The organism is Lentzea sp. NPDC055074 (assembly GCF_053608005.1).
Map to the genome: position 1 here is coordinate 35341 of NZ_JBSGUQ010000026.1, position 23481 is coordinate 58821.

Genomic DNA, 23481 nt, shown 5'->3' on the forward strand with positions numbered 1-23481 from the left:
ACTCCTCATTGAGCTGACCAGCCGCCATCGACGGCCAACGACGTACCGGTGACAAAACTGTTGCCGCACAACCACAGCACGGCGTCCGCGACCTCGGGGGGCTCGATCAGCCTCTTCACCGCGCTGCGCTGCAGGAAGATCTGGGACGAGACGTCGGCCTCGGAGATGCCGTGCAGACGCGCCTGATCGGCGATCTGCTTCTCCACCAACGGAGTCCGCACGTAGCCGGGCGCCACGCAGTTCGACGTCACGCCGTGCGGGGCGCCTTCGAGGGCAGCGACCTTGGAGAACCCCTCCAGGCCGTGCTTCGCGGCGACGTAGGCGGACTTGAACGCGGACGCGCGCATCCCGTGCACGCTGGAGATGTGCACCAACCGGCCCCAGCCGCGGTCGTACATGTGCGGCAGGACGTGCCGGGTTAGCCGGAACGCCGCCCCCAGCATCAGCTCGACCATCGCCGAGAAGCGCTCGGCGGGGAACTCGTGGATGGGCGCGACGTGCTGCACGCCGGCGTTGTTGACGAGGACGTCGATCTCATCGGGCAACGCGGCGACGGACCCGGTCAGGTCGACGACGTGACCGACGCCGCCGAGTTCCTCCGCGAGAGGGAGGACCTGGGGGTCGCGGTCGACCAGATGGACCTTGGCACCCGCTGAGGCCAGTGCGCGGGCGCAGGCCAGGCCGATGCCGCTGGCGGCTCCGGTGACCAACGCGCTGTGACCCGTGACACTCGACATGTCCGGAAACGGTAGGCGTCACACGGCGTGATCGACATGTGGTGCACCCACATAACGCCTGGTCATCAGATGGCTTTAGCGAACATTTAGCGTCTCTGACGCATATGTGGCCAGAAGATCGGGTAAAGGGGCGTAAGCTCCCGTCACCTGAACGGGGGAAGATCCGCACGAGGGGGCTACACCATGTCCACAACGCCTATCTACGACGACCTCCTGCGCGAGCTTGAAGGCATCGCGCAGGAGGCCGGTTCGACGAGTTCGGAGCCCACTCCCGAGCCCGTCAAGTCGTAACTGCTCCAGGGGGAGCTATTTCGGAGGGGCGATCAGCTCGGCGGGCACCGGCTGGTCCTTGCTGATCAGGTCGAACAGCTGTGACGCCTTCTCCTTGTTCCACTGCACGACCGACTGGCCGCCGATCGTCGGGGTACCCCCGACCGGCACGGTCCCGCTCGTCGCGTCACCCATGTTGAGCGCGACGCCGAGCAGGTGCCACAGGTGGTCGTCCTGGTTGACCGACACCGACCCGGAAGCCGCGTTCATCAGCGGAATGGCGCGGAACGGGTTCGCGAGCGTCGCCGGGCTCTTCACCTTCGTGAAGAGCGCGTTCAGGAACTGGCGCTGGTTCTGCACGCGCTGCAGGTCGGCCGTCGCGAACGCACGGGTACGCACGAACCCGAGCGCCTGCGGCCCGTCGAGCTCCTGGCAGCCCGCGGGCAGGTCGATGCCGGCCAGCGGGTCCTTGATCGGCTCGTCGAGGCAGATGTCCACGCCACCGACCGCGTCGACCATGTCGGAGAACCCGCCGAAGCCGATCTCCATGTAGTGGTCGATCCGCACGCCGGTCGCGCCCTCGACCGTCTTGACGAGCAGCTGCGGCCCGCCGAACGCGTACGAGGCGTTGACCTTGTTCCGGCCGTTGTCCGGGATCGCGACGTAGGAGTCACGCGGAATCGACAGCAGCACCGGCTTGGCCGCGCTGTTGTCCGGCAGGTGCAGCATCATGATGGTGTCGGTGCGCCGACCTGCGGCGTCACCCGTGGCGAGCGCGTCCTTCTGCTCCTGGGTGAGCCCCTCCCGCGCGTCCGATCCGACGAGCAGCCAGGTGGTGCCCGGCGTCTCGGCGGGACGGCCCTCGTACTCCGGCAGCGCGTCGATCCGCGTCAACGTCGAGTCGACGTAGAACCCGAACCCGACGGTGCCCAGAACCAGGACGAGCAGCAGCACCAGAATGACGCGTCCCGGACGCCTCTTCTTCTTCATCGGCCGCTGCGGCGGCATGGGACGCCGCGGCTGCTGGTAGCCGTGGTGATACCCAGCGCTCATGTGTCGCCAACCCCGATCGCATTAGTTTCGCTTTGCACCTATGGACGCCGTTCGTCCGTTCAGGTTGCGAGGAAACCTACCTGGGTGGGAGCACCAGCGCCTCGAAAAGGCGGTCTGCCTCGGCCGACGGGTCGTCGGTCCAGCCCGTGTGGGCCGGTGAGGTCTGCACGATCGTGCTGCGGGGCGCGGTCAGCCAGCGGAACCGCTGCCCGATCGTCGTCCGGCTGACCGGGCCGGCCGCGTCGCTGCCGTCGCACGAGTTGGTCAGGTGCGCGAGCGACGACTCGAGCATCTCGACGTCGAGGTGCGGGTCCAGCACCCGCAGCCGGTCACCGTCCACGAAGGTCTTGGCGCACAGGAAGTCCAGCGGCGCGCAGTAGACGAGGACGCCGACGTTCATGAACTCGCCGCGCTCCTGCCGCGGCACGGCGCGCAGCAGCGCGTACTCAAACACGTGCGGCACGCGCGGCCTCCAGCGAGTCGACCCAGCCGCGGTTGTCCAGGCGGTAGGTGAAGAAGTCCTTGTAACGCTGCCGCAGTTCTACCGGATCGCCCTCGAGCCATTCGTCGGGCACCAGGGCGAGGACCTCGTCGAGCAGCTCCGGCGTGACCATCGCGGCCAGCTGCCCGTCCACTTCGGACAGAGCACCCGCGTTGGGCAGCATCGCGTGGTCCGACGAGTCGTACCGGTAGTCCTTGGTGGCCGGGCGCTCCTCGCTCCACGAGTAGTGGAAGTACAGCGCGGCGCCGTGGTCGATCAGCCACGGTTCGCGGTGCCACAGCAGCATGTTCGGGTTGCGCCAGCTGCGGTCGACGTTGAGCACCAGCGCGTCGAACCAGAGCAGCCGCGTCGCGAGGTCGACGCCGGGGTCGCGCACGACCGGGTTGAAGTCGAACGAGCCGGGCAGGTAGTCGAGGCCGAGGTTGAGGCCGCCGCTCGCGCGGAGCAGCTCCTGGACCTCCTGGTCGGGTTCCGCCCGGGCGAGCTCGGGGTCGAGGTGCACCAGGACGATCTCCGGTATCCGGAAGCCCAGCCGCCGCGCGAGCTCACCGACGACGATCTCGGCGACCAGGACCTTCACGCCCTGCCCCGCGCCGCGGAACTTCACCACGTACATACCCAGGTCGTCGGCCTCGACCAGTCCCGGCATCGATCCGCCCTCGCGGAACGGCGTCACATAGCGGGTGGCCGTGACCTCCCTCAGAAGACTCACCCGCGCATGATCACACGAACACCTGCCGGAAGCCGACCAGAATTCCGCCCCGGCCCCCTCGCCGATGTGGTGCGCGGGTGGTCACCACATCGGCGAACTCGTCCGTGAACACCTTGAACGCGTGGTCCGCGCCCGCGTTCACCAGCACGGACCGCCTGACCTCCGTCTTGACTCCTCCCCCACCGCCCGCGACCCGGCCTCACCTGAGACTGGAGGTCAGCGCCTCGAAGTACGCAGCCTGCCCGGCCCGGTTCGGGTGGTAGGAGTCGTCGGTCGGGCTGACCAGGCCGTTGATCCACGGCTGCGACGAGCACACGCCGTGGTCCGCAAACGCTTCCCTCACGTCCACGTAGCGCGCACCAGCGCGTTCGGCCGCCCGCGAGACCTCGTCGGACAGCTGGTCTGCGGCGTCGTTGAGCACCTGGCGCTTGGACCGGGACAGGGTGCGGCACTCGTCGTCCGGCGTGAACAGCCGCGGGTAGCCGAGGACGACCAGCTTCGCGTGTGGTGCCGTGTCCTTGATCGTGGCGTACGTCGTGTCGAGCCGGCCGGGCAGCTCGGAGTGGATGAAGTCCACGGCCGTGGCGGCCCTCTTCGCGCACACCCGGTCGCCGCTGAGCGTGCAGGTCGTCAGCACGTCGGCGAACCCGAGGTCGTTGCCGCCGATGGTGATCGTGACGAACGTGGTGTTCGCCGAGAGCGCCCGGAACTGGGACTCGAGCGACCTGGTGGTCGCCCCGCTGCACGCGACGAACCTGGACGACGGGAACTCCTCGCCCTGCAACGCCGGGTAGGCGTTCGAGCTGCGGCGGCACGAGCCGTCCACATAGGAACCGGCACCCGCCCCGGACGCGTAGGAGTCGCCGAGTGCGACGTACTCCGGTGCGATCGGTGCGGGTGCCAGCAAAGCGACGGCGAGGACTCCGGCCATGAGACTCATGAGGCCGGAGTACCACTGTGGACGGTCGAGCTGAAGTGCGTTAACCCAGTCGTGTGGGCAGCACGCAGACCGGGATCGCGGTCTGCAGGGCCGTACCGGACGGGGTCAGCTCGCCCGTGACCTCGTCGACCTTGAACGACGTGACGTTGTTCGAGTTCTGGTTGGCCGCGAACAGCAACGACCCGGTCGGGTCGAACGTGATGTGCCGCGGGTACCTGCCGCCGACCGCCGTGTGGCCGACCAGCGTCAGCCCGCCGGAGTTCACCGAGAAGTGCGCGATGCTGTCGTGCCCGCGGTTCGACAGGTAGACGTGCTTGCCGTCGGCGGAGACCAGCACCTCGGCCGGGTAGTTCGTCGGGCCGCCGGTCGGCGCGGTGTCGAGCACCTGCCCCGGCGTGAGCACCCCGTTCGCGTACGAGCACGTCACGATCGTCGAGTTCAGCTCGTTCGCGAAGTACGCCGTCCTGCCGTCCGGGTGGAACGCGATGTGCCGCGGCCCGGCGCCCGGCTCGACCTTGGCCTGCGAGACCTGGACCAGCTTCCCGCCGGTGAACGAGTAGACGAACACCGAGTCCGCGCCGAGGTCGACGGCCGCGGCGTACCTGCCGGCCGGGTCGAACACGATGTGGTGCGCGTGCGGGCCTTCCTGGCGTTCCTCGTTCGGCCCGGAGCCCTTGTGCTGCACCTTCTGCGTGCGCGCGCCGAGGCTGCCGTCCGCGTTGACGGGGAAGACGCTCAGCGACCCCGACGAGTAGTCCGCCGTGATCAGGAACCTCCCGGACGGGTCGAGCGTCAGGTGGCACGGGTCCGCGCCCCCGGTCGCCCGCTTGTTGATCACCTTGAGCGTGGCCGCGTTGATCGCGGTGACCTCGCCCTTGGTGTTCTCGTTGACGGCGTAGAGGAACCTGCCGTCCCGCGACTCGATCACGAACGACGGGTTGACCACGCCGCTGATCACGCCGGTCGTCCTGAGCTGCCCGGACGCGGTGTCGTAGGTGCCGATGCCGATGCCCTTGGCACCGCCGCTCCACGTCGTGTAGGCACCGAAGAACACTCTCCGGGTGGCGGCGGCCGCCTCAGCGGTTCCTCCGGTCATCAGCAGTCCAGCTCCTACGCCCATGGCTCCGAGAAAACGTCGCCGATCCACACCCACGACTGCACACCTCCGGTCTGACTTCGCGGCGGCGGCACAGCCCACACTGGCCCAGACCACTACGGCCAGGCAATAGGTGCAATCAAGATTGCGTCTAGCGCAACGGATCGTTCGAGATCAACCGGGCCTTCTCGGCCTCGAGGTCGAAGACGGGCGGCGGGAACTTCGGATCCATCTCGCGCATGGTCTCCAGCAGCAACCGGCCGATCGCCCAGTTCCGGTACCACTTGCGATCCGACGGGACGGCGTACCAGGGCGTGTCCCGGCAGTTCTTCAACGCCTGCGTGTAGGCGTCCTGGTACTTGGACCACTTCGAGCGGACGTCGATGTCCGCCGGGTTGTACTTCCAGTTCTTCCTCGGGTCGTCCAGGCGCGCGAGCAACCGTTCCTTCTGCACCTCGGGCGAGATGTGCAGGAAGCACTTGATCACCGTCACGCCGGAGTCCGCGAGCTCCCGCTCGAAAGCGTTGATCTCCTTGTAACGGCCGCGAAGCTCCGCGGCCGTGAGCAGACGTTCTACTTTGGGCACGAGGACGTCCTCGTAGTGGGAACGGTCGAACGCGCCGATGCGCCCCTTCTCGGGCAGCACCTTCCTGACACGCCAGAGGAAGTGCCGGCGGCTCTCGGCGGGGGTCGGCTTCTTGAACGACGCGATGCGCACGCCCTGCGGGTTCACCAGGCCCATGACGTGCCTGACCACGCCACCCTTGCCCGAGGTGTCCATGCCCTGCAGGACCAGCAGCACCGCGCGAGAGTCCTCCGCGTACAGCGCCTCCTGCAGACCGTCCAGTTCGGTCCCGGTGCCGACCAGGTCCTCGGCCGCCTCCTTCTTGGTCTTGGGGCCGACGGGCCTGCCCGCCGGGTCGAGGGTGGACAGATCCACCTCGTCGAGCCGCAGGGCGTCACGAACCGACTTCTTCGCCATCAACTGACCGTAGCGATTCACCGCCCAGTCCGCCCGCTGTGCACGAAACGTCCACTGATCGGTGAATCTACGCAACGAACTGAGGCAGTACGCAATGCTTCACGGTCGAAATCGCTTGTCCAGGACCCTAGCCTTGGAGGATGACCGCCATCGCTGAGCACAACTCCACCACCAGCGCGGACTTCGTGGCCCTCGACGAGGAATGGAGCACGCACAACTACCACCCTCTTCCGGTGGTCATCTCGCACGGCGAGGGCTCGTGGGTCACCGACGTCGAGGGACGCCGCTACCTGGACTTCCTGTCCGGTTACTCGTCGCTGAACTTCGGGCACCGCCACCCCGCCCTGGTGGCCGCCGCCGTCGAGCAGCTCGGCCGCGTCACGCTGACCAGCCGCGCGTTCCACCACGACCAGTTCGGCCTGTTCTGCCAGGAGCTGGCCGCCCTGACCGGCACCGAGATGGTGCTCGCGATGAACTCCGGCGCCGAGGCCGTCGAGTCCGCGATCAAGGTCGCGCGCAAGTGGGCCTACCAGGTCAAGCGCGTGCCGGAGGGGACTGCGGAGATCATCGTCGCCGGGTCCAACTTCCACGGCCGCACCACGACGATCGTGTCGTTCTCGACCGACGACACGGCGCGCAACGACTTCGGGCCGTTCACGCCCGGCTTCAAGGTCGTGAAGTACGGCAACCTCGACGAGATCGAGTCCGCGATCTCCCCGCGCACGGCCGCCGTGCTGCTGGAACCGATCCAGGGCGAGGCCGGCGTCGTCGTGCCGCCCGCCGGGTACCTGGCCGGAATCCGCCGCCTGTGCGACGAGCACGACGTGCTGATGATCGCCGACGAGATCCAGTCCGGGCTCGGCCGCACCGGTGAGCTCTTCGCCCTCGACCACGAGGGTGTGCGCGCCGACCTCTACACGCTCGGCAAGGCGCTCGGCGGCGGCATCCTGCCGGTGTCCGCGGTGGTCGGGTCGCGGGCGGTGCTGGGCGTGCTGAAGCCCGGCGAGCACGGGTCGACGTTCGGCGGCAACCCGCTCGCGTGCGCGGTGGGTCGCGGTGTCGTGCGGCTGCTGGCGACGGGTGAGTTCCAGCAGCGGTCGCGTGACCTGGGCGCGTACCTGCACGCGGAGCTGAACAAGCTGGTGGGCCACGGGGTGGCGGAGGTGCGCGGGCGCGGGCTGTGGGCCGGTGTCGAGATCGCGCCCGGCGGCCCGGTCGGGCGTGCCGCGTCGGAGGCCCTCGCCACGCGCGGGGTGCTGTGCAAGGAGACGCACGCGTCCACGTTGCGCGTCGCGCCGCCGTTGGTGATCACGCGGGACGAGATCGACCTGGGTGTCCGGGCGATCGCCGAGGTCGTTCGTCCCGTTTAGGGTGATTCTCATTCGTGGCTAGGTCACAAATGCGGCGGACGAGCCCCTTGGTTCGTCCGCCGCATGCATCATGACTCTTATGGGTGAACGGGTGCGTGCTGAGGCCGCTGCCGCTTTGGGCAGATGGGTTGAGCCGGAAGAGGTCTACGCCGAGGGGCGCGCGTTGCGGTCCTCAGTGGACTTCAAAGCGCACCGCGCCATGTCGCTGGCGTCCTCGCGGCCGTCGGTGCTGGAGTTCCTCCACGCCACCAACAAGGGCCGATTGGAGAACCTGATCCCGCTGCGGATCGGGCGGATGCTCGAGAACCCGTTCGCGTTCTTCCGCGGTGCGGCCGGGCTGCAGGCGGGCGATCTCGCCGCCGGGTGCGCGACCGGTCTTCACGCTCAGTTGTGCGGTGATGCACACGCAGCGAACTTCGGGCTCTACGGCACGCCCGAGGGCCAGATCGTCATGGACATCAACGACTTCGACGAGACGCTGCCCGGCCCGTGGGAGTGGGACCTCAAGCGGCTCGTCGCCTCGCTCGTGCTGGCCGGACGCGTCGGTGGCGTGTCGGACAAGGGCTGCCGCGACGCCGCCGAGGACGCCGTGAGCGCCTACCGGGGCACGATCAAGCACCTCGCGGAGATCCCGTTCCTCGACTCGTGGACCGCTCTGGGCGACGAGTCGACGCTGTCGAAGGTGAAGGCCGACGACCTGATCAACGACTTCTCCAAGGCCGCCGAGAAGTCGCGCAAGAACACCAGCGCGAAGTTCGCCGCGAAGTGGACCGCGCACGACGGCGAGAAGTGGCGGTTCATCACGAACCCGCCGACCTTCACGGAGGCCACCCCGCCGACCGCCGAGGCCGTGATCGCCTCGCTGCCGTCCTACGTGGACACCCTGCGCGAGTCGCGGCGGAACCTGATCATGCGCTACGGCGTGTCCGACGTGGCGTTCCGCGTCGTCGGCACCGGCAGCGTCGGCCTGCGCAACTACCTGATCCTGCTGCACGGCAACGGCTCCGAGGCCCTGGTCCTGCAGGCCAAGGAGGCCAGGCCGTCCGCGCTGCAGCCGTTCCTGCCCGTCGAGCCCGCGAAGCACGAGGGCAAGCGGATCGTGCACGGCGCCCGGCTGGTGCAGGCGGAGACCGACATCCTGCTGGGCTGGACGACGATCGAGGGCCGGCACTTCATCGTGCGGCAGTTCCGCAACCGCAAGGGTGAGATCGACGCGACCACGCTCAAGCGCGACGACCTCGACGACTACGGCCGGTTCGCCGGCGCCCTGCTGGCCCGCGCGCACACGCGCTCGCTCGACCCGCGGCTGCTCGCCGGGTACTTCCAGAACGGCGGCGGCGACGACCTCGACGAGGCGTTCGCGAAGTACGCGTTCGACTACGCCGACCAGACCGAGGCCGACCACGAGGAACTGACGAAGCTGGTCAGGAACGGGAAGCTGCCCGCGATCCACGAGGACCGCTGACGCGCCTTCGGGCTCCTCCCGCGAAGTTGACCTAGCCTGGCGGGTATGAAGATCCGCCGCGCCGCCTCCCCCGACGACGTGTTCGCCGCCGCGCACCTGTTCGACGCGCCGCCGCGACCGGACGCGACCGCTCGGTTCCTGGCGCAGGATCACAGCCACCTGCTGATCGCGTACGTCGGCGACCAGCCCGCCGGGTTCGTGTCCGGGGTGGAGACCACTCACCCGGACAAGGGCACCGAGATGTTCCTCTACGAGCTCGGCGTGGACGACGCGTTCCTCCGCCGCGGCATCGGCACGGCGCTGGTGGAGGCGTTGAAAGCCCTTGCGGTGGAACGGGGTTGCTACGCGATGTGGACCGGCACCGCCGCGGGCGACACGGCGGCGCAGGCCACGTACAAGAAGGCGGGCGGGTCGATCGACGACGGCGCCTTCGTCAGCTGGGAACTGGTCTAGGTCCAGACGGGTTCGTCCACTTCGGACACCTTGCCGTCAGCCCTGAAGTGCAGGAACCGGTCGAAGGACTTCGCGAACCACCTGTCGTGCGTGACCGCGACGACCGTGCCCTCGAAGTCGTTCAGCGCGTTCTGCAACGCCTCCGCGGAAGCGAGGTCGAGGTTGTCCGTCGGCTCGTCGAGCAGCAGCAACGTCGCTCCGGACAGCTCCAGCAGCAGGATCTGGAACCGCGCCTGCTGGCCGCCGGAGAGGTTCTCGAACCGCTGGTCGCCCGCCTTGTCGAGCCCGTAGCGCCCCAGCACGGACATCGCGGCACCGCGCTCCTTGCCGGCCCGCTGCCCCTCGCCGTGCCAGAGGATGTCCACGAGCGTGCGCCCGAGCCACTCAGGGTGCTCGTGCGTCTGCGCGAACAGGCCCGGCACGACCCGTGCCCCGAGCTTCCACCTGCCGGTGGTGCGCACGTCGTCCCCGCCGAGTAGCCGCAGGAAGTGGCTCTTGCCGGAGCCGTTCGCGCCGAGGACCGCCACCCGGTCGCCGAAGAAGATCTCCTGGGAGAACGGCTCCATCAGCCCGGTCAGCTCCAGCTGCTCGCACGTGATCGCGCGAACGCCCGTGCGGCCGCCCTTGAGCCTCGGGTGCACCTTCTCGTCCTGAGGGATCTCCGGTGGCGGTCCCGCCTGCTCGTACCGTTCGAGGCGCGCGGCCATCACCCGGTACTTCTGAGCCATGACCTCGGAGGACTTGGCCAGCTGCTGGAGCGTGCGGACGAGGTCCTTGAGCCGTTCGTGCTCCTCGTTCCAGCGCCGGTGGTCCTCCAGCAGCCTCTCGATGCGTTTCGCCCGCGCGCCGTGCCACGTCCCGAACGAGCCCGCGTGCGTCCACGCGGAATGCGCCTCGACCGTGATGACGTGCGTGGCGGCGGTGGCCAGCAGCTCACGGTCGTGACTGACGACGAGAACGGCCTTGTCGGTGGCCTTCAGCCGTTCTTCGAGCCAGCGCTTGCCGGGGACGTCGAGGTAGTTGTCGGGCTCGTCGAGCAGCAGGACCTGCTCGTGGCCGCGCAGCAGCGTTTCGAGGACCAGGCGCTTCTGCTCACCGCCGGAGAGCGTGCGCACCTCGCGGAACCGGGCCCGGTCGTAGGGCAGGCCCAGGGCGGCGACGGTGACGGTGTCCCAGAGGACCTCCACGTCGTACCCGCCGGCCTCGCCGTAGTTCGTGAGGGCGGTCGCGTACCGCATCTGGGCGGCTTCGTCGTCGACCTCCATCAGCGCGAGCTCGGCGTCGTCGAGCTCCTGCGCCGCGCGCCGCAGCGCCTCGGGGGCGACGGAGAGCAGCAGGTCGCGCACCAGGCTGTCGTCGCGGACCGAGCCGATGAACTGCGGCATCACCGCGAGCCCGCCCTGCACGTGCACGCTGCCCTGCTTCGGGCTGAGCTCACCCGACAGGATCCGTTGCAGCGTCGTCTTGCCGGCACCGTTGGCACCGACGAGCGCGACCACGGTCCCGCCGCTCACCTTGAACGAGACGTCGCGGAACAGTTCCCTGCCGTCGGGCAGGGCGTACGCGAGCCCGTTCGCTTCCAGATATCCCACGCCGGGAATGGTCGGGGTCGCCGGGTGGGAAAGCCAGTGAGTTTCGGGTCAGCGCAGACGCAGCGGGTACCTGCGGAACACCAGGACACCCGCGGTGACGAGCAGGCACTGGAACGCGGGGCCGAACGCGCCGATCACCGTCAGCAGCACCGTGAGGCCGCCGAAGACGACCAGCAGGGCGTAGATCAGCCAGGGGCGGACCTGGCGGTTCATCGTGCGGGCGAGTCTCGGCTCGTCCGCGAGCAGCCGCTGTTCGATCTCCTCGAGCGAGCGGCGTTCGGCTTCACTGAGCATCGGTGCCTCCGGAGGACGTCGGGACGTCATCATTCCCGCCCGTCACCCAGTGGATACTCGAACGCCGCTGTAGTCAAACTAGCTTCAGCCGGATCTCACGCCGTTGCCGGAACGCGGACAGGCTCAGCGGCTCAGCGCGACGAGCCGGGAGACCGCGCGGAGGTACTTCTTGCGGTACCCGCCGCGCAGCATCTCGTCGGTGAACAGGTCCGAGAGCGGCTGCCCCGACACGGCGACCCGGATGTCGCGGTCGTAGAGCCGGTCGCCGAACGCGACGAGCCGCAGCCCGACGCTCTGGTCCGGCGCGGGCTTGACGTCCTTGAGGTGCACCGCGGTGACCCCGTCGAGCAGCCGCCCGTACTTCGACGGGTGGATGCGGGCGAGCGCCTTGCACAGGTCGTCGAAGTCGTCGAGCGTCGAGCCCTCCGTGTTAGAGGCTCTAACGATCAGATCGGTGTCCGACATCGGTGACGGGGCGTCCGGCAGGCCGCGGTGGCGGTAGTCGGGGCCGTCGACGCGCACGACGTCGAACTTCGACGACATCGACTGGATCTCGCGCAGGAAGTCGGCGGCGGCGAAGCGGCCCTCGCCGAGCTTGTCGGGAAGCGTGTTCGAGGTGGCGGCGACGTGGACGCCGGCCGCCATCAGCTCCTTGATCAGGCGGGTGACGAGCATGGTGTCACCGGGGTCGTCGAGCTCGAACTCGTCGATCGCGAGCAGCTTGTGGCCCGAGAGCCGCTTCACGGCCTCGGGGAAGGTCAGGACGCCGACCATGTTCGTCAGCTCGACGAACGTGCCGTACGCCTTCGGGCCCGGCACGGCGTGCCAGAGCGAGGCGAGCAGGTGGGTCTTGCCGACGCCGAAGCCCCCGTCGAGGTAGAGGCCGAGCTTGCCCTCGTCCTCTTCCCGGGAGCCGAAGAGCGACCACTTCCTGCGCTTGACGCTGACCCGCGCGGCGAACAGGCGGCCGGCCTCGACGGCGGCGGCCTGGCTGGGCTCGTCCGGGTTCGGAATGTAGGTGTCGAAGCTGACGGTGTCGAACCTCGGTGGCGGCACCAGGCTCTCGATCAGTTCGTCGGCACCGATCTGGGGATCCCGGTCGGACAAGCGCATGCCCGCAGCTTATCGGCGTGATGGGATGGCTCGGTGGAGATGTTGTGGCCCTCACCGGGCGTTGAGATGACCGACACAGCCCTCGCGTCGCTCTACGGCTACCCGGAGGACCGGCCGTGGGTGACGGCGAACTTCGTGTCCAGCGTGGACGGCGCGGTGTCGGTCGACGGCCGGTCCGCCGGCCTGGGGTCTCCCGCCGACCGGAAGATCTACCTGCTGGGGCGTGAGCTCGCCGACGTCGTGCTGGTGGGCGCCACGACCGTGCTGACCGAGGGGTACCGGGGTGCGAGGCGCGCCCGGCCGTTGCCGATCGCCGTGGTGACGGCTCGCGGGTCGCTCACGCCGGACCTCCCGCTGTTCACCGACACCGCCGTGCCGCCGATCGTGATCACGACCGAGGCCGCCCGGATGCCGTCGCTGCCGGCCGAGGTGATCATCGCCGGGGAGACCGAGGTCGACCTGGAGGTCGCCGTCGCCGCGCTCGCGGCGCGCGGGCTGCGGCACGTCGACCTCGAAGGCGGGCCGCGGTTGTTCGGGTCCATGGTGGCCGCCGGGCTGGTGGACGCGCTGAACCTGACGGTCTCGCCGGTGCTCGCGGTGGGTGACTCGGCGCGGATCGCGCACGGCACCGCGACCCCGCCCGTGGACCTGACGCTGGCGTCGGTGCTGCGCGCGGACGACGTGCTGTTGCTGCGGTACCAGCGGCGAAATTCCAGTTGAAGAGGCAGGATGTGCGCGTGGACCTACCGCTGACGCCACCTCTGCAGCCGATGCTCGCCACCGCGGTGGACGGGATCCCGGACGACGCGAACCTGTTCTTCGAACCGAAGTGGGACGGGTTCCGGTGCGTGGTGTTCCGCTCCGGTAACGAGGTGCTGCTGCAGTCGCGCAGCGGGAAACCGCTCAACCGGTACTTCCCCGAGGTCGTCGCGTCCATGCTCGACGTGCTGCCCGACCGGGTGGTGGTCGACGGTGAGCTCGTCGTGGCCAAGAACGACGAGCTGGACTTCGACGCGTTGTCCGAGCGCATCCACCCTGCGGCCTCGCGGGTGACGATGCTGTCGGAGTCGACGCCGGCCACGTTCGTCGCGTTCGACCTGCTGGCACTGGGGTCCGAGGTGCTGCTGGAGTCGCCGACGGTCGCGCGGCGCGAGGCGTTGCTGAAGCTGCCGGGGCTGAACGTGACGCCCGCGACGACGTCGGTCGAGACGGCGCGGCAGTGGTTCACGCTGTTCGAGGGCGCGGGGCTCGACGGCGTGATGGGCAAGCCGTCGGACGGGCCGTACACGCCGGGCAAGCGTTCGATGATCAAGGTGAAGCACGCGCGCACCGCCGACGTGGTGCTCGCCGGGTTGCGCTGGCACAAGGACACCGAACCCGGCACGGCCGTCGGCTCGTTGCTGCTCGGGGTCTACGACACCTCCGACGTGCTGCACCACATCGGGGTCTGCGGCTCGTTCAAGGCGGCCGAACGCCGTGAGCTGGCGGCCGAGCTGGCGCCGCTGATCACCACGGGCGACCACCCGTGGGCGGATCCCGTGCCGGGGCAACGGATCCCGGGCGAGATCAACCGGTGGCGCGGCAAGCAGGCCGAGTACGTGGCGTTGCGTCCCGAACGGGTGCTGGAGATCCACTACACCCAGACCGAGGGCGAGCAGCCGGTGCGGCTGCGGCACAACGGCCAGTTCGCGCGGTGGCGGCCGGACCGCGAGCCGCTGTCGTGCCGCTACGACCAGCTGGAGATCCCGGCCCGCTACGACGTGGCGTCGGTGCTGAAGGGCGAGCTCCGGGCCCGTTAGACGTCCGGCTTCGCCGAGCGCGTCGCCCCCACCGAGGCGATCACGACGCAGCAGACGGCGACCCACTGCGCCGGTGCGAGGTGCTCGCCGAGCAGCAGCAGGCCCGCGAGCGCGGCGACCGCCGGTTCCATCGACATGAGGATCCCGAACACGCGCGGGGGCATGCGGCGCAACGCCTCCAGCTCCAGCGAGTACGGGACGACCGACGACATGAGCGCGACCGCGAACCCCGCCGCGAGCACCAGCGGGTCGAGCATCGCCGTGCCGGCCGACCCGATCCCGAACGGCAGCGCGATCACCGCCCCCACCACCATCGCGAGCGCGAGCCCCTTGCCGTCGCTCGTCTGGCTGCCGAGCTTGGCCGTCACCAGGATGTAGGCGGCCCAGCACGCGCCCGCCGCGAGCGCGAACAGCACGCCCGTCCACAACAGACCGCCCTGCACCCCCGTGAGCAGCACCACGCCGGTGCCCGCGAGCAGCACCCACACGGCGTCGAGCCAGCGCCGTGACCCGGCGACGGCCACCGCGAGCGGCCCGAGGAACTCGATCGTGACGGCCGCGCCGAGCGGGATGCGGGCGAGTGCGGCGTAGAAGCAGAGGTTCATCGCGGCGAGCACCGCGCCGTAGACCACGACCGTGAGGAGCGTGCGGCGGTCGAGCCTGAGGGAGGGCCGCCAGATCACGACGAGGACGAGAGCGGCCATGACCAGGCGCAACGTCACCGTGCCCGCCGCGCCCGCGACCGTGAACAGCTGCTTCGCGAACGCCGCGCCGACCTGCACGCTGACGATGCCCGCCAGGACGAGCGCCGTCGGCGGTACGCCGCCCATCAGACGGGCGGCGGGGAGCCGATCGGCGTGATCCATGTCCCCCATCCTGACTCACCTTCAATTCACCTGACGCGTGCGAGGCTCAGGCTCCCGGTATGTGAACGAGAGTGAGGAAATCTGTGCGTCGCGCTGCCTTGGCCCTACTGGCAGTGAGCGTGCTGACGGCGTGCAGCGCGGGTCCCTCGAACAGGCCGGTGATCGCGGTCAGGGGCGAGGAGAACCAGCCCGTCGACCAGAGCGCGCTCGCCGGGCCGCAGCCAGTGCCCCCGCTGGGCGAGTTCAAGAGGGACTCGCTCCCGTGGTCGCCGTGCAACGAGCAGATGAAGGACCGCCTCGGCGCCGACGCTCCCGCGGGCGAGCAGAAGTACGAATGCGCGCGCATGACCGTCGTGCTCGACCCGCCGGGACGTCCCGGCCGCGGCACCCTCGGCATCGCGCTGACGCGCGTCGGCACCGGCAAGAGCGCACTCGTCGTGGTGAACGACCCCGGCGGCGAGCCCGGCACCCTGAAGGCCGCGCGGCTCGCGGCGGCGTTGCCGAAGGACCTCCTCAGCACGTTCACGATCATCGGCATGGACAGGCGGGGCACGGGCCGTTCGGACGGCATGTCGTGCGTACCGCCGGCCACGCGCGCCCAGCTCGTCGAGTACGACCCGGCCGAGACCGAGCAGTCGAACCTCGTGGTCGCCGCGGGCGAGGCGTCGCAGGAGTGCGTGCTCGACCTCGAAGGCAGGCTGACCGCGTTCGACTCGTGGCGTGCCGCCGCCGACATGGAACGCCTCCGCGACTACCTGGGCACCGACCGCCTCAACGCCATCGGCCTGGGCGAGGGCTCCCGCGTCGTGACGACCTACGCCCAGCGCTACCCGAACCGCATCGGCCGCACCGTCCTCGACGGCGCCCCGGACCCGACGCTCGACCAGGTGGGCGTCCTGGAGTCCCGCGCGGTCGCGGCGGAGGCGACGTTCGACGCGTTCGCCCGGGACTGCAAGACCCGCGGCTGCGCCCTCTCGAACCCGCGCGAGGACGTGACCGCCCTCCTGACCCAGCTCCGCACCACCCGCGTGCGCGGCGAGTACGTCGACCTGACCCCGGGCTCGGCCCTGAACGCGATCCTGGCGGGCCTCTCGGACCGCAACCGCTGGCCGGCCCTGGCCGACGCCGTGGTGAAGGCGCGCGCGGGCGACGGCAGCGGCCTGTTCACCCTGCTGGACCCGCTGGTCAACGACCTGGACGAGAACCCGCCGCGCTTCGACGCGGGCCTCATCGTCGGCTGCAACGACACCGCCACCCGCATCCCGCCGGACAGGGTGAAGGCGCTCACCGCGGACTGGCAGTCGAAGCACGCGATGTTCGGCGCCCTGTTCGCCCGCATGCTGCTGCACTGCAACCCGTTCCCGCCGCCCAAGGCCGAGAAGGTGGACGCCCTGAAGAGCGCGCCGCCGATCGTGGTCCTGAGCACGGCCAACGACCCGTCCACCCCCGCGCCCGGCACGGAGCACACGGCGCAGCGGCTGCCGGGGTCGTCGTTGATCGGGTGGCAGGGCAGCGGGCACGGGGCGCTGACGCTGTCGGGGTGCGCGACCACGGCGGTGCGGGACTACCTGATCGACGCGAAGGTGCCGTCGAACGGCACCGTCTGCCCGCCCTGATCCGCGACGGCGCGGGGGTGTTGTGCCGCGCTTGCGAGTGGCACGGCTTCGCCGAGGTCTGATCTCAGCAGGCGGCGCTGTTCGGCCGCCAGTCGTTCAAGGCTGGGTCGGGGCCGTACTCGCGCGCCCATTGCTTTCGCAGGCGTTCACGGCTGGGCCTGAGCGTGCCCGCGTACTTTCGCGGGCGTTCAAGGCTGGGCCGAGCGCGAACGCGCTTGCGTTCGCAGGCTGGTGCAGCGCGTGCCCGCCTGCTTTCGCAGGCGTTCAGAGCCGTGTCCAGCACGAGCGCGCGTGCTTTCGCAGGCGTCCCCCCGAACCGGGAACCCCTACATCTCACCGTACTCAGCGGGTCTGACAGAAACGGTCCGCACATGGCACGGGGAGCCTCTCGCGCGACCACGGCGCGACGAGGCTCCCCGCCCGAATCTTCGTGTCAGCAGCTCGAACAACAGCCGCAGCCGGGCCCCGTGCACCCGGAACAGCACCCACACGTACCCATCAGGGCCTCCCCGTCCTAAGCCGGACCAGCGCGGGACATCCGCGCACCCCACGGTCCGCCCCGGCACCAGTGCTGGGAACCCCTCTCACCCGAACGCGTGTGGACAACCACCGGGGCGTCGCAGCACGTGATCGCGCTATGCGCCCAGGTCGTCCAGGGCCTTCTGGGCTGCCTCCAGTTCGGCGCGCAGCTGCTCCACCCGGGCGAGCTGCTGGGCACGCGCCGCGTTCAGCACGCCCTCGACGATCTCGGCCACCTCGGGCGTCAGCAGCTTCGAGGCCTGGGCCACGGCGGCCGGTGGTACGGGCGTCGGCCGGACCGCCCTGCGGGTGCCCTGCAGCACCTCGACGCTCCACTCGCCCTCGCCCGTCGTCACCAGCGTGATGGTGACCTCGGGGACCGTGGCCTTCGCGGCCTGCTTGCGCGCGGCGGGCTTCGCCGGCGGCGGCGCCTGCTCTGCGGGCGCGGGCTTCGGCTTGGGGGCCGCGGGCTTCACCGGCGCCTCCGGGACGTAGGGATGGATGATCTCAGTCTCTCGCGGCGGCTCCACCGGCGCAGGAGGCGGGGTCGCCGGCTTCTTGCGCGGCGGCGGCTTCTCGAGCGTCAGCTCGGCCAGGGAGAACGACATCTCGTCCTTCGACCCCGTGGGCCGGACCTGGATGAAATCACCTTCGGGCGGATCCGTGACGGCCAGCAGCTTCGCCGACCTGCCCTCCTCCATGCCGACCGCGGCCGCCGTGAACCACACCATCGGCTGAGTGCCTTCGTCCAACTGCGCGCGCAGATCGGCGACGTCCTCCACCGACAGCCCGCTCTTCTTCGCCATCGCGCTGCCTCCCCAATCGAACACCTGTGCCCCAGCATGCCCTACACCCCCGACAATTCTGAGCACCGGGTGGGCAACAAGATCAACAACAGGGCGGACGGCGCATGAGAGCGCTCTCAGGACTCCTCGGCCCGCTCGACCTCTTCGACGCGCAACTGGTACTCGCACCCGTACTCGACCGCGTACGACAGGTCGTACACGTGCACGATCTTGGGGCCACCGTGCAGATGCACGTACGTCACGGTCTGCTTGGGGTCGTCGGGCGTGGACGGCAACGAGTCGACCCTGCCGTCGAGGGGACCGCCGACGTACCGCACGACATATGGCTGGGACATGACGACCTCCTCTCGCGTTTCGTCCATTCTACGAGGTCGCGGACTGGATCCGTTCCCGATACAGCCGGTTGGCTCACTCACGCCCCGAACCACCGCACAGCGAGTTCGTCGAACGAGTCCCCTTCAGGCATCTCACGCATGTACATCGGCATGTTGGAGTACACGTGCAACAGCGCGTAAGCCATCACGCGCCGAGGATCAGGCACCCGCCCGTACGCCTCCACCACGGCCCGCCAGCACGCGCGGTCGCCTTTCGTCACAAACAGCCCAACACTGACGAACTCGTACTCGAACGCGCCGCGCATGGCCGGCTCGAAGTCGAACAACCCGGACAACACACCGTTCCGCCGCAACAGATGCGCGCTCATCACCTCGGTGTGCAACAACACCGAGGGCTCCTGCCCGAGCTCCACCGAGTCGAGGAACACCGAAATCCGCTCCAGCCACCGCCCGGACAGCCCGCGCTTCCGTTGCTGCTCAACGCACACCGCCCGACGCTCCCCCACGAACGCCGCCCAGTCCGCGGGCCCCAGCACCGCGGGCGGCTCGATCGCGTGCAACGCCCTCAGCACCTCCCCGACCCGCGCACCGACCTCGACGTCCGGCACCACGGGCTCCTCACCGTGCAGCCGCGACATCAGCACGTACGCCCAGTCGTCGAGCAACCCGACGCCCAGCAGCCGCGGAGTCGGCACCGGCAGCCTGCCGTGCAACGCCTCCATGACCACGACCTCGACCGGCACCTCGGAGTGGTACTCGGGCGGGAACAGCTTCAGCACCAGGTCTTCGCCGATGGCGAAGACGGGCAGCGACCCGCCCTCGAACCGCACCACGTCGCCGCGCAACCCGAGCCGGTCGCGGTACGACTCGGCGTCCGGCTCCGTCACTCCTGCTTGCGGGCCCGCGAAGGCTGCACCCGCAACGGCTCGCCCGGCATCTTCGGGTAGTCCGGCGGGTACGGCATCTCCCCGCGCGAATCAGCCGCGTACCACTCCAGCAACGTCTCGATCCCGAACGCCTCCGAGTCCAGCGCGGCATGCGGATCGCCGCGCTCCTCCAGGTACTTCGGCACCGTCAGCACGTCGAAGTCGTCTGGGTCCACAGTGGACAGTTCGTCCCACCGCACCGGCGTGGACACGGTCGCGCGCGGGGTGCCTCGCACCGACCAGGCCGACGCGATGGTGCGGTCGCGGGCCGCCTGGTTGAAGTCGATGAACACGCGCTCGCCGCGTTCTTCCTTCCACCAGGCCGAGGTGGCCTGCGACGGTGCCCGCTTCTCCACCTCGCGGGCCAGGGCGATCACGGCGTGCCGGACGTCGACGAAGTCCCATTCGGGGCGGATTCGGACGGCCACGTGGATGCCGCGGCCGCCGGAGGTCTTCGGGTAGCCGACGAGACCGGCGTCGGCCAGGACCTCGCGCAACACCAGGGCCACGCGTGCGGCGTCGGAGAAGTCGGTGCCGGGTTGTGGGTCGAGGTCGATGCGCAGCTCGTCCGGGTGGTCGACGTCGGCACGGCGGACCGGCCACGGGTGGAAGTCGAACGTGCCCAGGTTCGCGGCCCACACGATCACGGCCTCGGAGGTCGGGCAGATCTCGTCGGCGGGACGGCCGGACGGGAACTTGACCTGCACGGTCTCCACGTAGGAAGGGGCCCCCTTGGGCACGCGCTTCTGGTAGAACGCCTCGCCCTCGACGCCGTCCACGTAGCGCTTGAGGACCACGGGGCGGTCGCGCAGCACCGACAGCAGATGCGGCGCCACGGTGCGGTAGTACTCGACCACCTGCCCCTTGGTGATGCCCCGCGCGGGGAAGTACGGCTTGTCCGGGTTGGACACCCGCACCAGCTGGTCACCGACCTCGAGCTCGATCGCCTTGGAAGCCACGCCAGCACACTAAAGGCCGCGCACGAACGCCGCGAGCGCCAGCTCGAAGCTGTCGCGGTCCAGTTCGCGCGCGACGCCCGGCAGCAGGTGGGCGCGGTCGAGGTGCGGGTAGCGGTCGGTGTAGTCGGCGGGGTCCGAGGAGAAGCCGCTCGAGAACGAGCTCAGGGCCGAGCCGAACACGATGTACATGAGGCCCGCGGCGATCATCGTGGCCTCGCGGCGCGACCAGCCCGCGTCGACCAACGCGCCGTGCAGCAGGTCCAGGCGTTGCAGTGACTCCTCGCGGCCGGCCGGGCCGTAGGCCAGGAACGGCACGATGTTCGGGTGCGTCGAGAGGGCCGCACGGTACGAGCGCGCGCACCTGATCAGGCCTTCGCGCCAGTCCACCGAGAAGCCCGAGACGTCGACCGCGGACAGAACGGAGGACGCGATGTCGTTCAGCAGCTGGTCCTTGGTGCGGACGTGCCCGTACAGCGAGGCGGCCTGCACTCCCAGGGACGCGGCGAGCTTGCGCATGGACAGGCCGTCGAGGCCGTCGCGGTCGATGATGGCCAGGGCGACCGACCGGATGCGGTCGGGGCTCAGCAGGGGGGTGCTCGGCCGGGGCATGTGAGTTAACCTAACACTGTTCGGTAAGTCGGGAGGGGCAGTGGATCTAACGCTTTCGGACGAACACCGGCAGCTCAGGGAGCTGGCCCGGCGGTTCACCGACGACCGCATCGTGCCGCACGCCCAGCGCTGGGACCGCGACGAGGCGATCGACAAGGAGCTCGTACCGGCGTTGGGCGAGGTCGGGTTCCTCGGGCTCGGCATCGACGAGCGCTACGGCGGCAGCGGCGGCGACAACCTCGCCTACTGCCTCGTGCTGGAGGAGATCGCCCGAGGCGACAGCGCGGTCCGGGGGATCATCTCCGTGTCGCTCGGCCTGGTCGCGAAGTCGATCGCCCAGCACGGCACCGAGGAGCAGAAGCAACGCTGGCTGCCGGGTCTCACCCGAGGCAGTCAGCTCGGCTGCTTCGCCCTCACCGAGCCCGGCACCGGCAGCGACGCCGGCAGCCTCGTCACCAAAGCCACCAGAACGGACAACGGCTACCGCATCAACGGCCGCAAGGTCTTCATCACCAACGGCACGTGGGCCGACGTCGCGCTCGTGTTCGCCCGCACCGGCGGACCGGGCCCGAAGGGCATCAGCGCGTTCCTCGTCCCCACCGACACGCCGGGGTTCGTGGCCACCGAGATCAAGGGCAAGCTCGGCATGCGCGGCCAGGCGACGGCCGAGATCACCCTCGACGACGTCGAAGTGCCCGAGGACGCGCTGCTCAGCACCGAGGGCTTCAAGCTCGCGATGGGCTCGCTCGACAAGGGCCGCATGTCCGTCGCAGCAGGCTGCGTCGGCGCCGCACGAGGCGCGTTGGAAGCCGCTCTGAAGTACGCCAAGGAACGCGAGCAGTTCGGCAAGCCCATCGCGGGCTTCCAGCTCGTCCAGGAGCTCCTCGCGGACATGGCCGTCGAGACCGACGCCGCCCGGCTCCTGACATGGCGCGTGGCCGACCTCGCCGACCGGGGCGAGGCGTTCGGCACCGAGGCGAGCATGGCGAAGCTCTACGCCAGCGAGGCCGCGGTCCGGGTCGCCAACAACGCCATCCAGGTCTTCGGCGGCTACGGCTACATCGACGAGTACCCGGTCGGCAAGTACCTGCGGGACACCCGCGTCACGACCCTCTACGAGGGCACCAGCCAGATCCAGAAACTGCTCATCGGTCGCGCTCTGACGGGCATCAACGCGTTCGCCTGAAAGGAAAGAAATGGACTTCACGCTCGACGAGGAGCAGAAGGAGATCCGCGACTGGGTGCGGACCTTCGTGCGCAAGGAGATCGTCCCGCTCGAGCCGGAGGTGCTGCGCCGCGAACGCGCGGGCCAGCCGGGCCTGTCGAGGGACGAGCTGAAGGCGTTGCAGGACAAGGCGAAGCAGGCCGGGTTCTTCGGCGTCCTCACGCCGCAGGAGTACGGCGGCATGGGCCTCGGCGCGATGATGACCGCGCTCATCGAGGCCGAGCTGGGCCGCAGCTTCGTCCCGTTCCGCTTCGGCGGTTACGCGGACAACATCCTGTTCCACGGCAACGAGGAGCAGAAGCAGCGCTACCTGCTGCCGACGATCTCCGGCGAACGGGTCTCGTGCTTCGCGATCACCGAGCCGGGTGCCGGCAGTGACGCCAAGGCCATCCGCACGACCGCCGTCCGCGACGGCGACGAGTGGGTCATCAACGGCGAGAAGACGTTCATCACGCAGGGCAACGAGGCCGACTTCGTCATGGTGTTCGCCGTGACGGACAAGGAGAAGGGCGCCGACGGCGGCGTCACGTGCTTCCTCGTCGACCGCGACATGGGCTGGAAGTCCGAGCCCATCCCGACCATGGGCCAGTGGGGTCCGGCGGCGCTGGTGTTCGACAACGTCCGCGTGCCGCACGAGAACATCCTCGGCGAGGAGGGCAAGGGCTTCCACCTCGCGATGCAGTGGATCGGCCAGGGCCGCTACCTGCTGCCCGCCCGCGCGCTCGGCAGCGTCGAGCGCCTCGTCGAGATGGCGATCGAGCAGGCCAAGAACCGCGTCACGTTCGGCCAGCCCATCGCCGAGTACCAGGCCATCCAGTGGATGATCGCCGACTCCGCGGTCGAGATCGAGGCGCTGCGCTGGCTCGTGCTGCACGCCGCGTGGCTCGTCGACCAGAAGCAGGACTCGCGGCAGGCGCAGTCGATCGCGAAGCTCTACGGCGGCATCAAGGCCAACGAGATCGTCGACCGGGTGCTGCAGATCCACGGCGGCATGGGCTACACCCGTGAGCTGCCGATCGAGCGCTGGTACCGCGAGCTGCGGCTGCTGCGCATCTACGAGGGCACCGACGAGATCCAGCGCCGCACGATCGCCCGCAACCTGCTCAAGGGCCACGCGAACGTCCGGGGCACGCTCGGCTAGTGGCGTGGCTCAGAACGTTGCCGGGCGAATTCGCGGTCAGACGGGTGCATCGTGGTGTCGCCCCCACGGCCTCGTACTGGTGGTACGGGGGCGTGGGGGCG

The 23481-nt window shown here is 69.6% G+C and carries 25 protein-coding genes; 8 read left to right on the forward strand and 17 right to left on the reverse strand.

Annotated features, from left to right (window positions below):
- Nucleotides 1-5 precede the first annotated feature (5 nt).
- The 8 genes from ACWF7A_RS39390 to ACWF7A_RS39425 form a co-directional block, all read right to left on the reverse strand.
- Entirely contained in the window at nucleotides 6-737 is a 732-nt protein-coding gene (locus ACWF7A_RS39390) for an SDR family NAD(P)-dependent oxidoreductase (RefSeq protein ID WP_452255599.1), read from the reverse strand.
- Between the two features lie 306 nt (nucleotides 738-1043).
- Entirely contained in the window at nucleotides 1044-2060 is a 1017-nt protein-coding gene (locus ACWF7A_RS39395) for an LCP family protein (protein WP_452255600.1), read from the reverse strand.
- A 76-nt stretch (nucleotides 2061-2136) separates the two neighbouring features.
- Nucleotides 2137-2523 (reverse strand): DUF3037 domain-containing protein, encoded by a 387-nt coding sequence (locus tag ACWF7A_RS39400; RefSeq protein WP_452255601.1) that lies wholly within the window; start codon nucleotides 2521-2523, stop codon nucleotides 2137-2139.
- Entirely contained in the window at nucleotides 2507-3274 is a 768-nt protein-coding gene (locus tag ACWF7A_RS39405; protein ID WP_452255602.1) for a HipA family kinase, read from the reverse strand. The genes ACWF7A_RS39400 and ACWF7A_RS39405 overlap by 17 nt, the downstream gene beginning before the upstream one ends.
- Nucleotides 3275-3284: 10 nt before the next feature.
- Nucleotides 3285-3422, reverse strand: a complete 138-nt coding sequence (locus ACWF7A_RS39410; protein ID WP_452255603.1) for a hypothetical protein — start codon at nucleotides 3420-3422, stop codon at nucleotides 3285-3287.
- A 51-nt stretch (nucleotides 3423-3473) separates the two neighbouring features.
- Nucleotides 3474-4214 (reverse strand): SGNH/GDSL hydrolase family protein, encoded by a 741-nt coding sequence (locus tag ACWF7A_RS39415; RefSeq protein WP_452255604.1) that lies wholly within the window; start codon nucleotides 4212-4214, stop codon nucleotides 3474-3476.
- A gap of 40 nt (nucleotides 4215-4254) precedes the next feature.
- Complete coding sequence (locus ACWF7A_RS39420; RefSeq protein ID WP_452255605.1) at nucleotides 4255-5310, reverse strand: lactonase family protein; 1056 nt, start codon at nucleotides 5308-5310, stop codon at nucleotides 4255-4257.
- A 151-nt stretch (nucleotides 5311-5461) separates the two neighbouring features.
- Complete coding sequence (locus ACWF7A_RS39425; protein ID WP_452255606.1) at nucleotides 5462-6292, reverse strand: PPK2 family polyphosphate kinase; 831 nt, start codon at nucleotides 6290-6292, stop codon at nucleotides 5462-5464.
- A 140-nt stretch (nucleotides 6293-6432) separates the two neighbouring features.
- Between ACWF7A_RS39425 and rocD the strand changes: the two genes are divergently transcribed.
- From rocD to ACWF7A_RS39440, 3 genes are all read left to right on the forward strand, one after another.
- The gene (gene rocD, locus ACWF7A_RS39430) at nucleotides 6433-7662 is read left to right on the forward strand and encodes an ornithine--oxo-acid transaminase (RefSeq protein WP_452255607.1); all 1230 of its coding nucleotides are present in this window, start codon (nucleotides 6433-6435) and stop codon (nucleotides 7660-7662) included.
- Between the two features lie 79 nt (nucleotides 7663-7741).
- The gene (locus ACWF7A_RS39435) at nucleotides 7742-9127 is read left to right on the forward strand and encodes a DUF2252 domain-containing protein (RefSeq protein WP_452255608.1); all 1386 of its coding nucleotides are present in this window, start codon (nucleotides 7742-7744) and stop codon (nucleotides 9125-9127) included.
- Between the two features lie 45 nt (nucleotides 9128-9172).
- On the forward strand, nucleotides 9173-9580 hold the full coding sequence (locus ACWF7A_RS39440) for a GNAT family N-acetyltransferase (protein ID WP_452255609.1): 408 nt from the start codon (nucleotides 9173-9175) through the stop codon (nucleotides 9578-9580).
- On the opposite strand, the gene ACWF7A_RS39445 is transcribed toward ACWF7A_RS39440, so the two are convergent.
- The 3 genes from ACWF7A_RS39445 to zapE form a co-directional block, all read right to left on the reverse strand.
- Nucleotides 9577-11172: an ABC-F family ATP-binding cassette domain-containing protein gene (locus tag ACWF7A_RS39445; RefSeq protein WP_452255610.1), complete on the reverse strand. Its 1596-nt coding sequence runs from the start codon at nucleotides 11170-11172 to the stop codon at nucleotides 9577-9579. The two genes, ACWF7A_RS39440 and ACWF7A_RS39445, sit on opposite strands and share 4 nt — an antisense overlap.
- 48 nt (nucleotides 11173-11220) lie before the next feature.
- Nucleotides 11221-11466: a DUF3040 domain-containing protein gene (locus tag ACWF7A_RS39450; RefSeq protein WP_452255611.1), complete on the reverse strand. Its 246-nt coding sequence runs from the start codon at nucleotides 11464-11466 to the stop codon at nucleotides 11221-11223.
- A gap of 123 nt (nucleotides 11467-11589) precedes the next feature.
- The gene (zapE, locus tag ACWF7A_RS39455; RefSeq protein ID WP_452255612.1) at nucleotides 11590-12579 is read right to left on the reverse strand and encodes a cell division protein ZapE; all 990 of its coding nucleotides are present in this window, start codon (nucleotides 12577-12579) and stop codon (nucleotides 11590-11592) included.
- A 66-nt stretch (nucleotides 12580-12645) separates the two neighbouring features.
- Between zapE and ACWF7A_RS39460 the strand changes: the two genes are divergently transcribed.
- A complete protein-coding gene (locus ACWF7A_RS39460) occupies nucleotides 12646-13299 on the forward strand; it encodes a dihydrofolate reductase family protein (protein ID WP_452255613.1) in 654 nt (217 codons plus the stop codon).
- Nucleotides 13300-13316: 17 nt separating this feature from the next.
- Nucleotides 13317-14378 carry an ATP-dependent DNA ligase gene (locus ACWF7A_RS39465; protein ID WP_452255614.1) on the forward strand — a complete coding sequence of 354 codons (1062 nt, stop codon included), beginning with the start codon at nucleotides 13317-13319 and terminating at the stop codon, nucleotides 14376-14378.
- Here the strand turns inward: ACWF7A_RS39465 and ACWF7A_RS39470 are convergent.
- Nucleotides 14375-15244 carry an EamA family transporter gene (locus tag ACWF7A_RS39470; RefSeq protein ID WP_452255615.1) on the reverse strand — a complete coding sequence of 290 codons (870 nt, stop codon included), beginning with the start codon at nucleotides 15242-15244 and terminating at the stop codon, nucleotides 14375-14377. The two genes, ACWF7A_RS39465 and ACWF7A_RS39470, sit on opposite strands and share 4 nt — an antisense overlap.
- Before the next feature lie 113 nt (nucleotides 15245-15357).
- Between ACWF7A_RS39470 and ACWF7A_RS39475 the strand changes: the two genes are divergently transcribed.
- The gene (locus ACWF7A_RS39475; RefSeq protein WP_452255616.1) at nucleotides 15358-16860 is read left to right on the forward strand and encodes an alpha/beta hydrolase; all 1503 of its coding nucleotides are present in this window, start codon (nucleotides 15358-15360) and stop codon (nucleotides 16858-16860) included.
- 635 nt (nucleotides 16861-17495) lie between these two features.
- Here the strand turns inward: ACWF7A_RS39475 and ACWF7A_RS39480 are convergent.
- The 5 genes from ACWF7A_RS39480 to ACWF7A_RS39500 form a co-directional block, all read right to left on the reverse strand.
- On the reverse strand, nucleotides 17496-18185 hold the full coding sequence (locus ACWF7A_RS39480) for a DUF6319 family protein (protein WP_452255617.1): 690 nt from the start codon (nucleotides 18183-18185) through the stop codon (nucleotides 17496-17498).
- Nucleotides 18186-18301: 116 nt separating this feature from the next.
- A complete protein-coding gene (locus tag ACWF7A_RS39485; RefSeq protein ID WP_452255618.1) occupies nucleotides 18302-18520 on the reverse strand; it encodes a hypothetical protein in 219 nt (72 codons plus the stop codon).
- Nucleotides 18521-18597: 77 nt separating this feature from the next.
- Nucleotides 18598-19407: an aminoglycoside phosphotransferase family protein gene (locus ACWF7A_RS39490; RefSeq protein WP_452255619.1), complete on the reverse strand. Its 810-nt coding sequence runs from the start codon at nucleotides 19405-19407 to the stop codon at nucleotides 18598-18600.
- A complete protein-coding gene (gene ligD, locus ACWF7A_RS39495; RefSeq protein WP_452255620.1) occupies nucleotides 19404-20405 on the reverse strand; it encodes a non-homologous end-joining DNA ligase in 1002 nt (333 codons plus the stop codon). Before ligD ends, ACWF7A_RS39490 begins: the two co-directional genes overlap by 4 nt.
- 9 nt (nucleotides 20406-20414) lie before the next feature.
- A complete protein-coding gene (locus ACWF7A_RS39500; RefSeq protein ID WP_452255621.1) occupies nucleotides 20415-21014 on the reverse strand; it encodes a TetR/AcrR family transcriptional regulator in 600 nt (199 codons plus the stop codon).
- Nucleotides 21015-21054: 40 nt separating this feature from the next.
- Between ACWF7A_RS39500 and ACWF7A_RS39505 the strand changes: the two genes are divergently transcribed.
- Together ACWF7A_RS39505 and ACWF7A_RS39510 are read left to right on the forward strand one after the other, a co-directional pair.
- Nucleotides 21055-22200 carry an acyl-CoA dehydrogenase family protein gene (locus tag ACWF7A_RS39505; RefSeq protein ID WP_452255622.1) on the forward strand — a complete coding sequence of 382 codons (1146 nt, stop codon included), beginning with the start codon at nucleotides 21055-21057 and terminating at the stop codon, nucleotides 22198-22200.
- 10 nt (nucleotides 22201-22210) lie between these two features.
- Nucleotides 22211-23380, forward strand: coding sequence for an acyl-CoA dehydrogenase family protein (locus ACWF7A_RS39510; RefSeq protein WP_452255623.1), 1170 nt, complete (start codon nucleotides 22211-22213; stop codon nucleotides 23378-23380).
- Nucleotides 23381-23481: the final 101 nt, after the last annotated feature.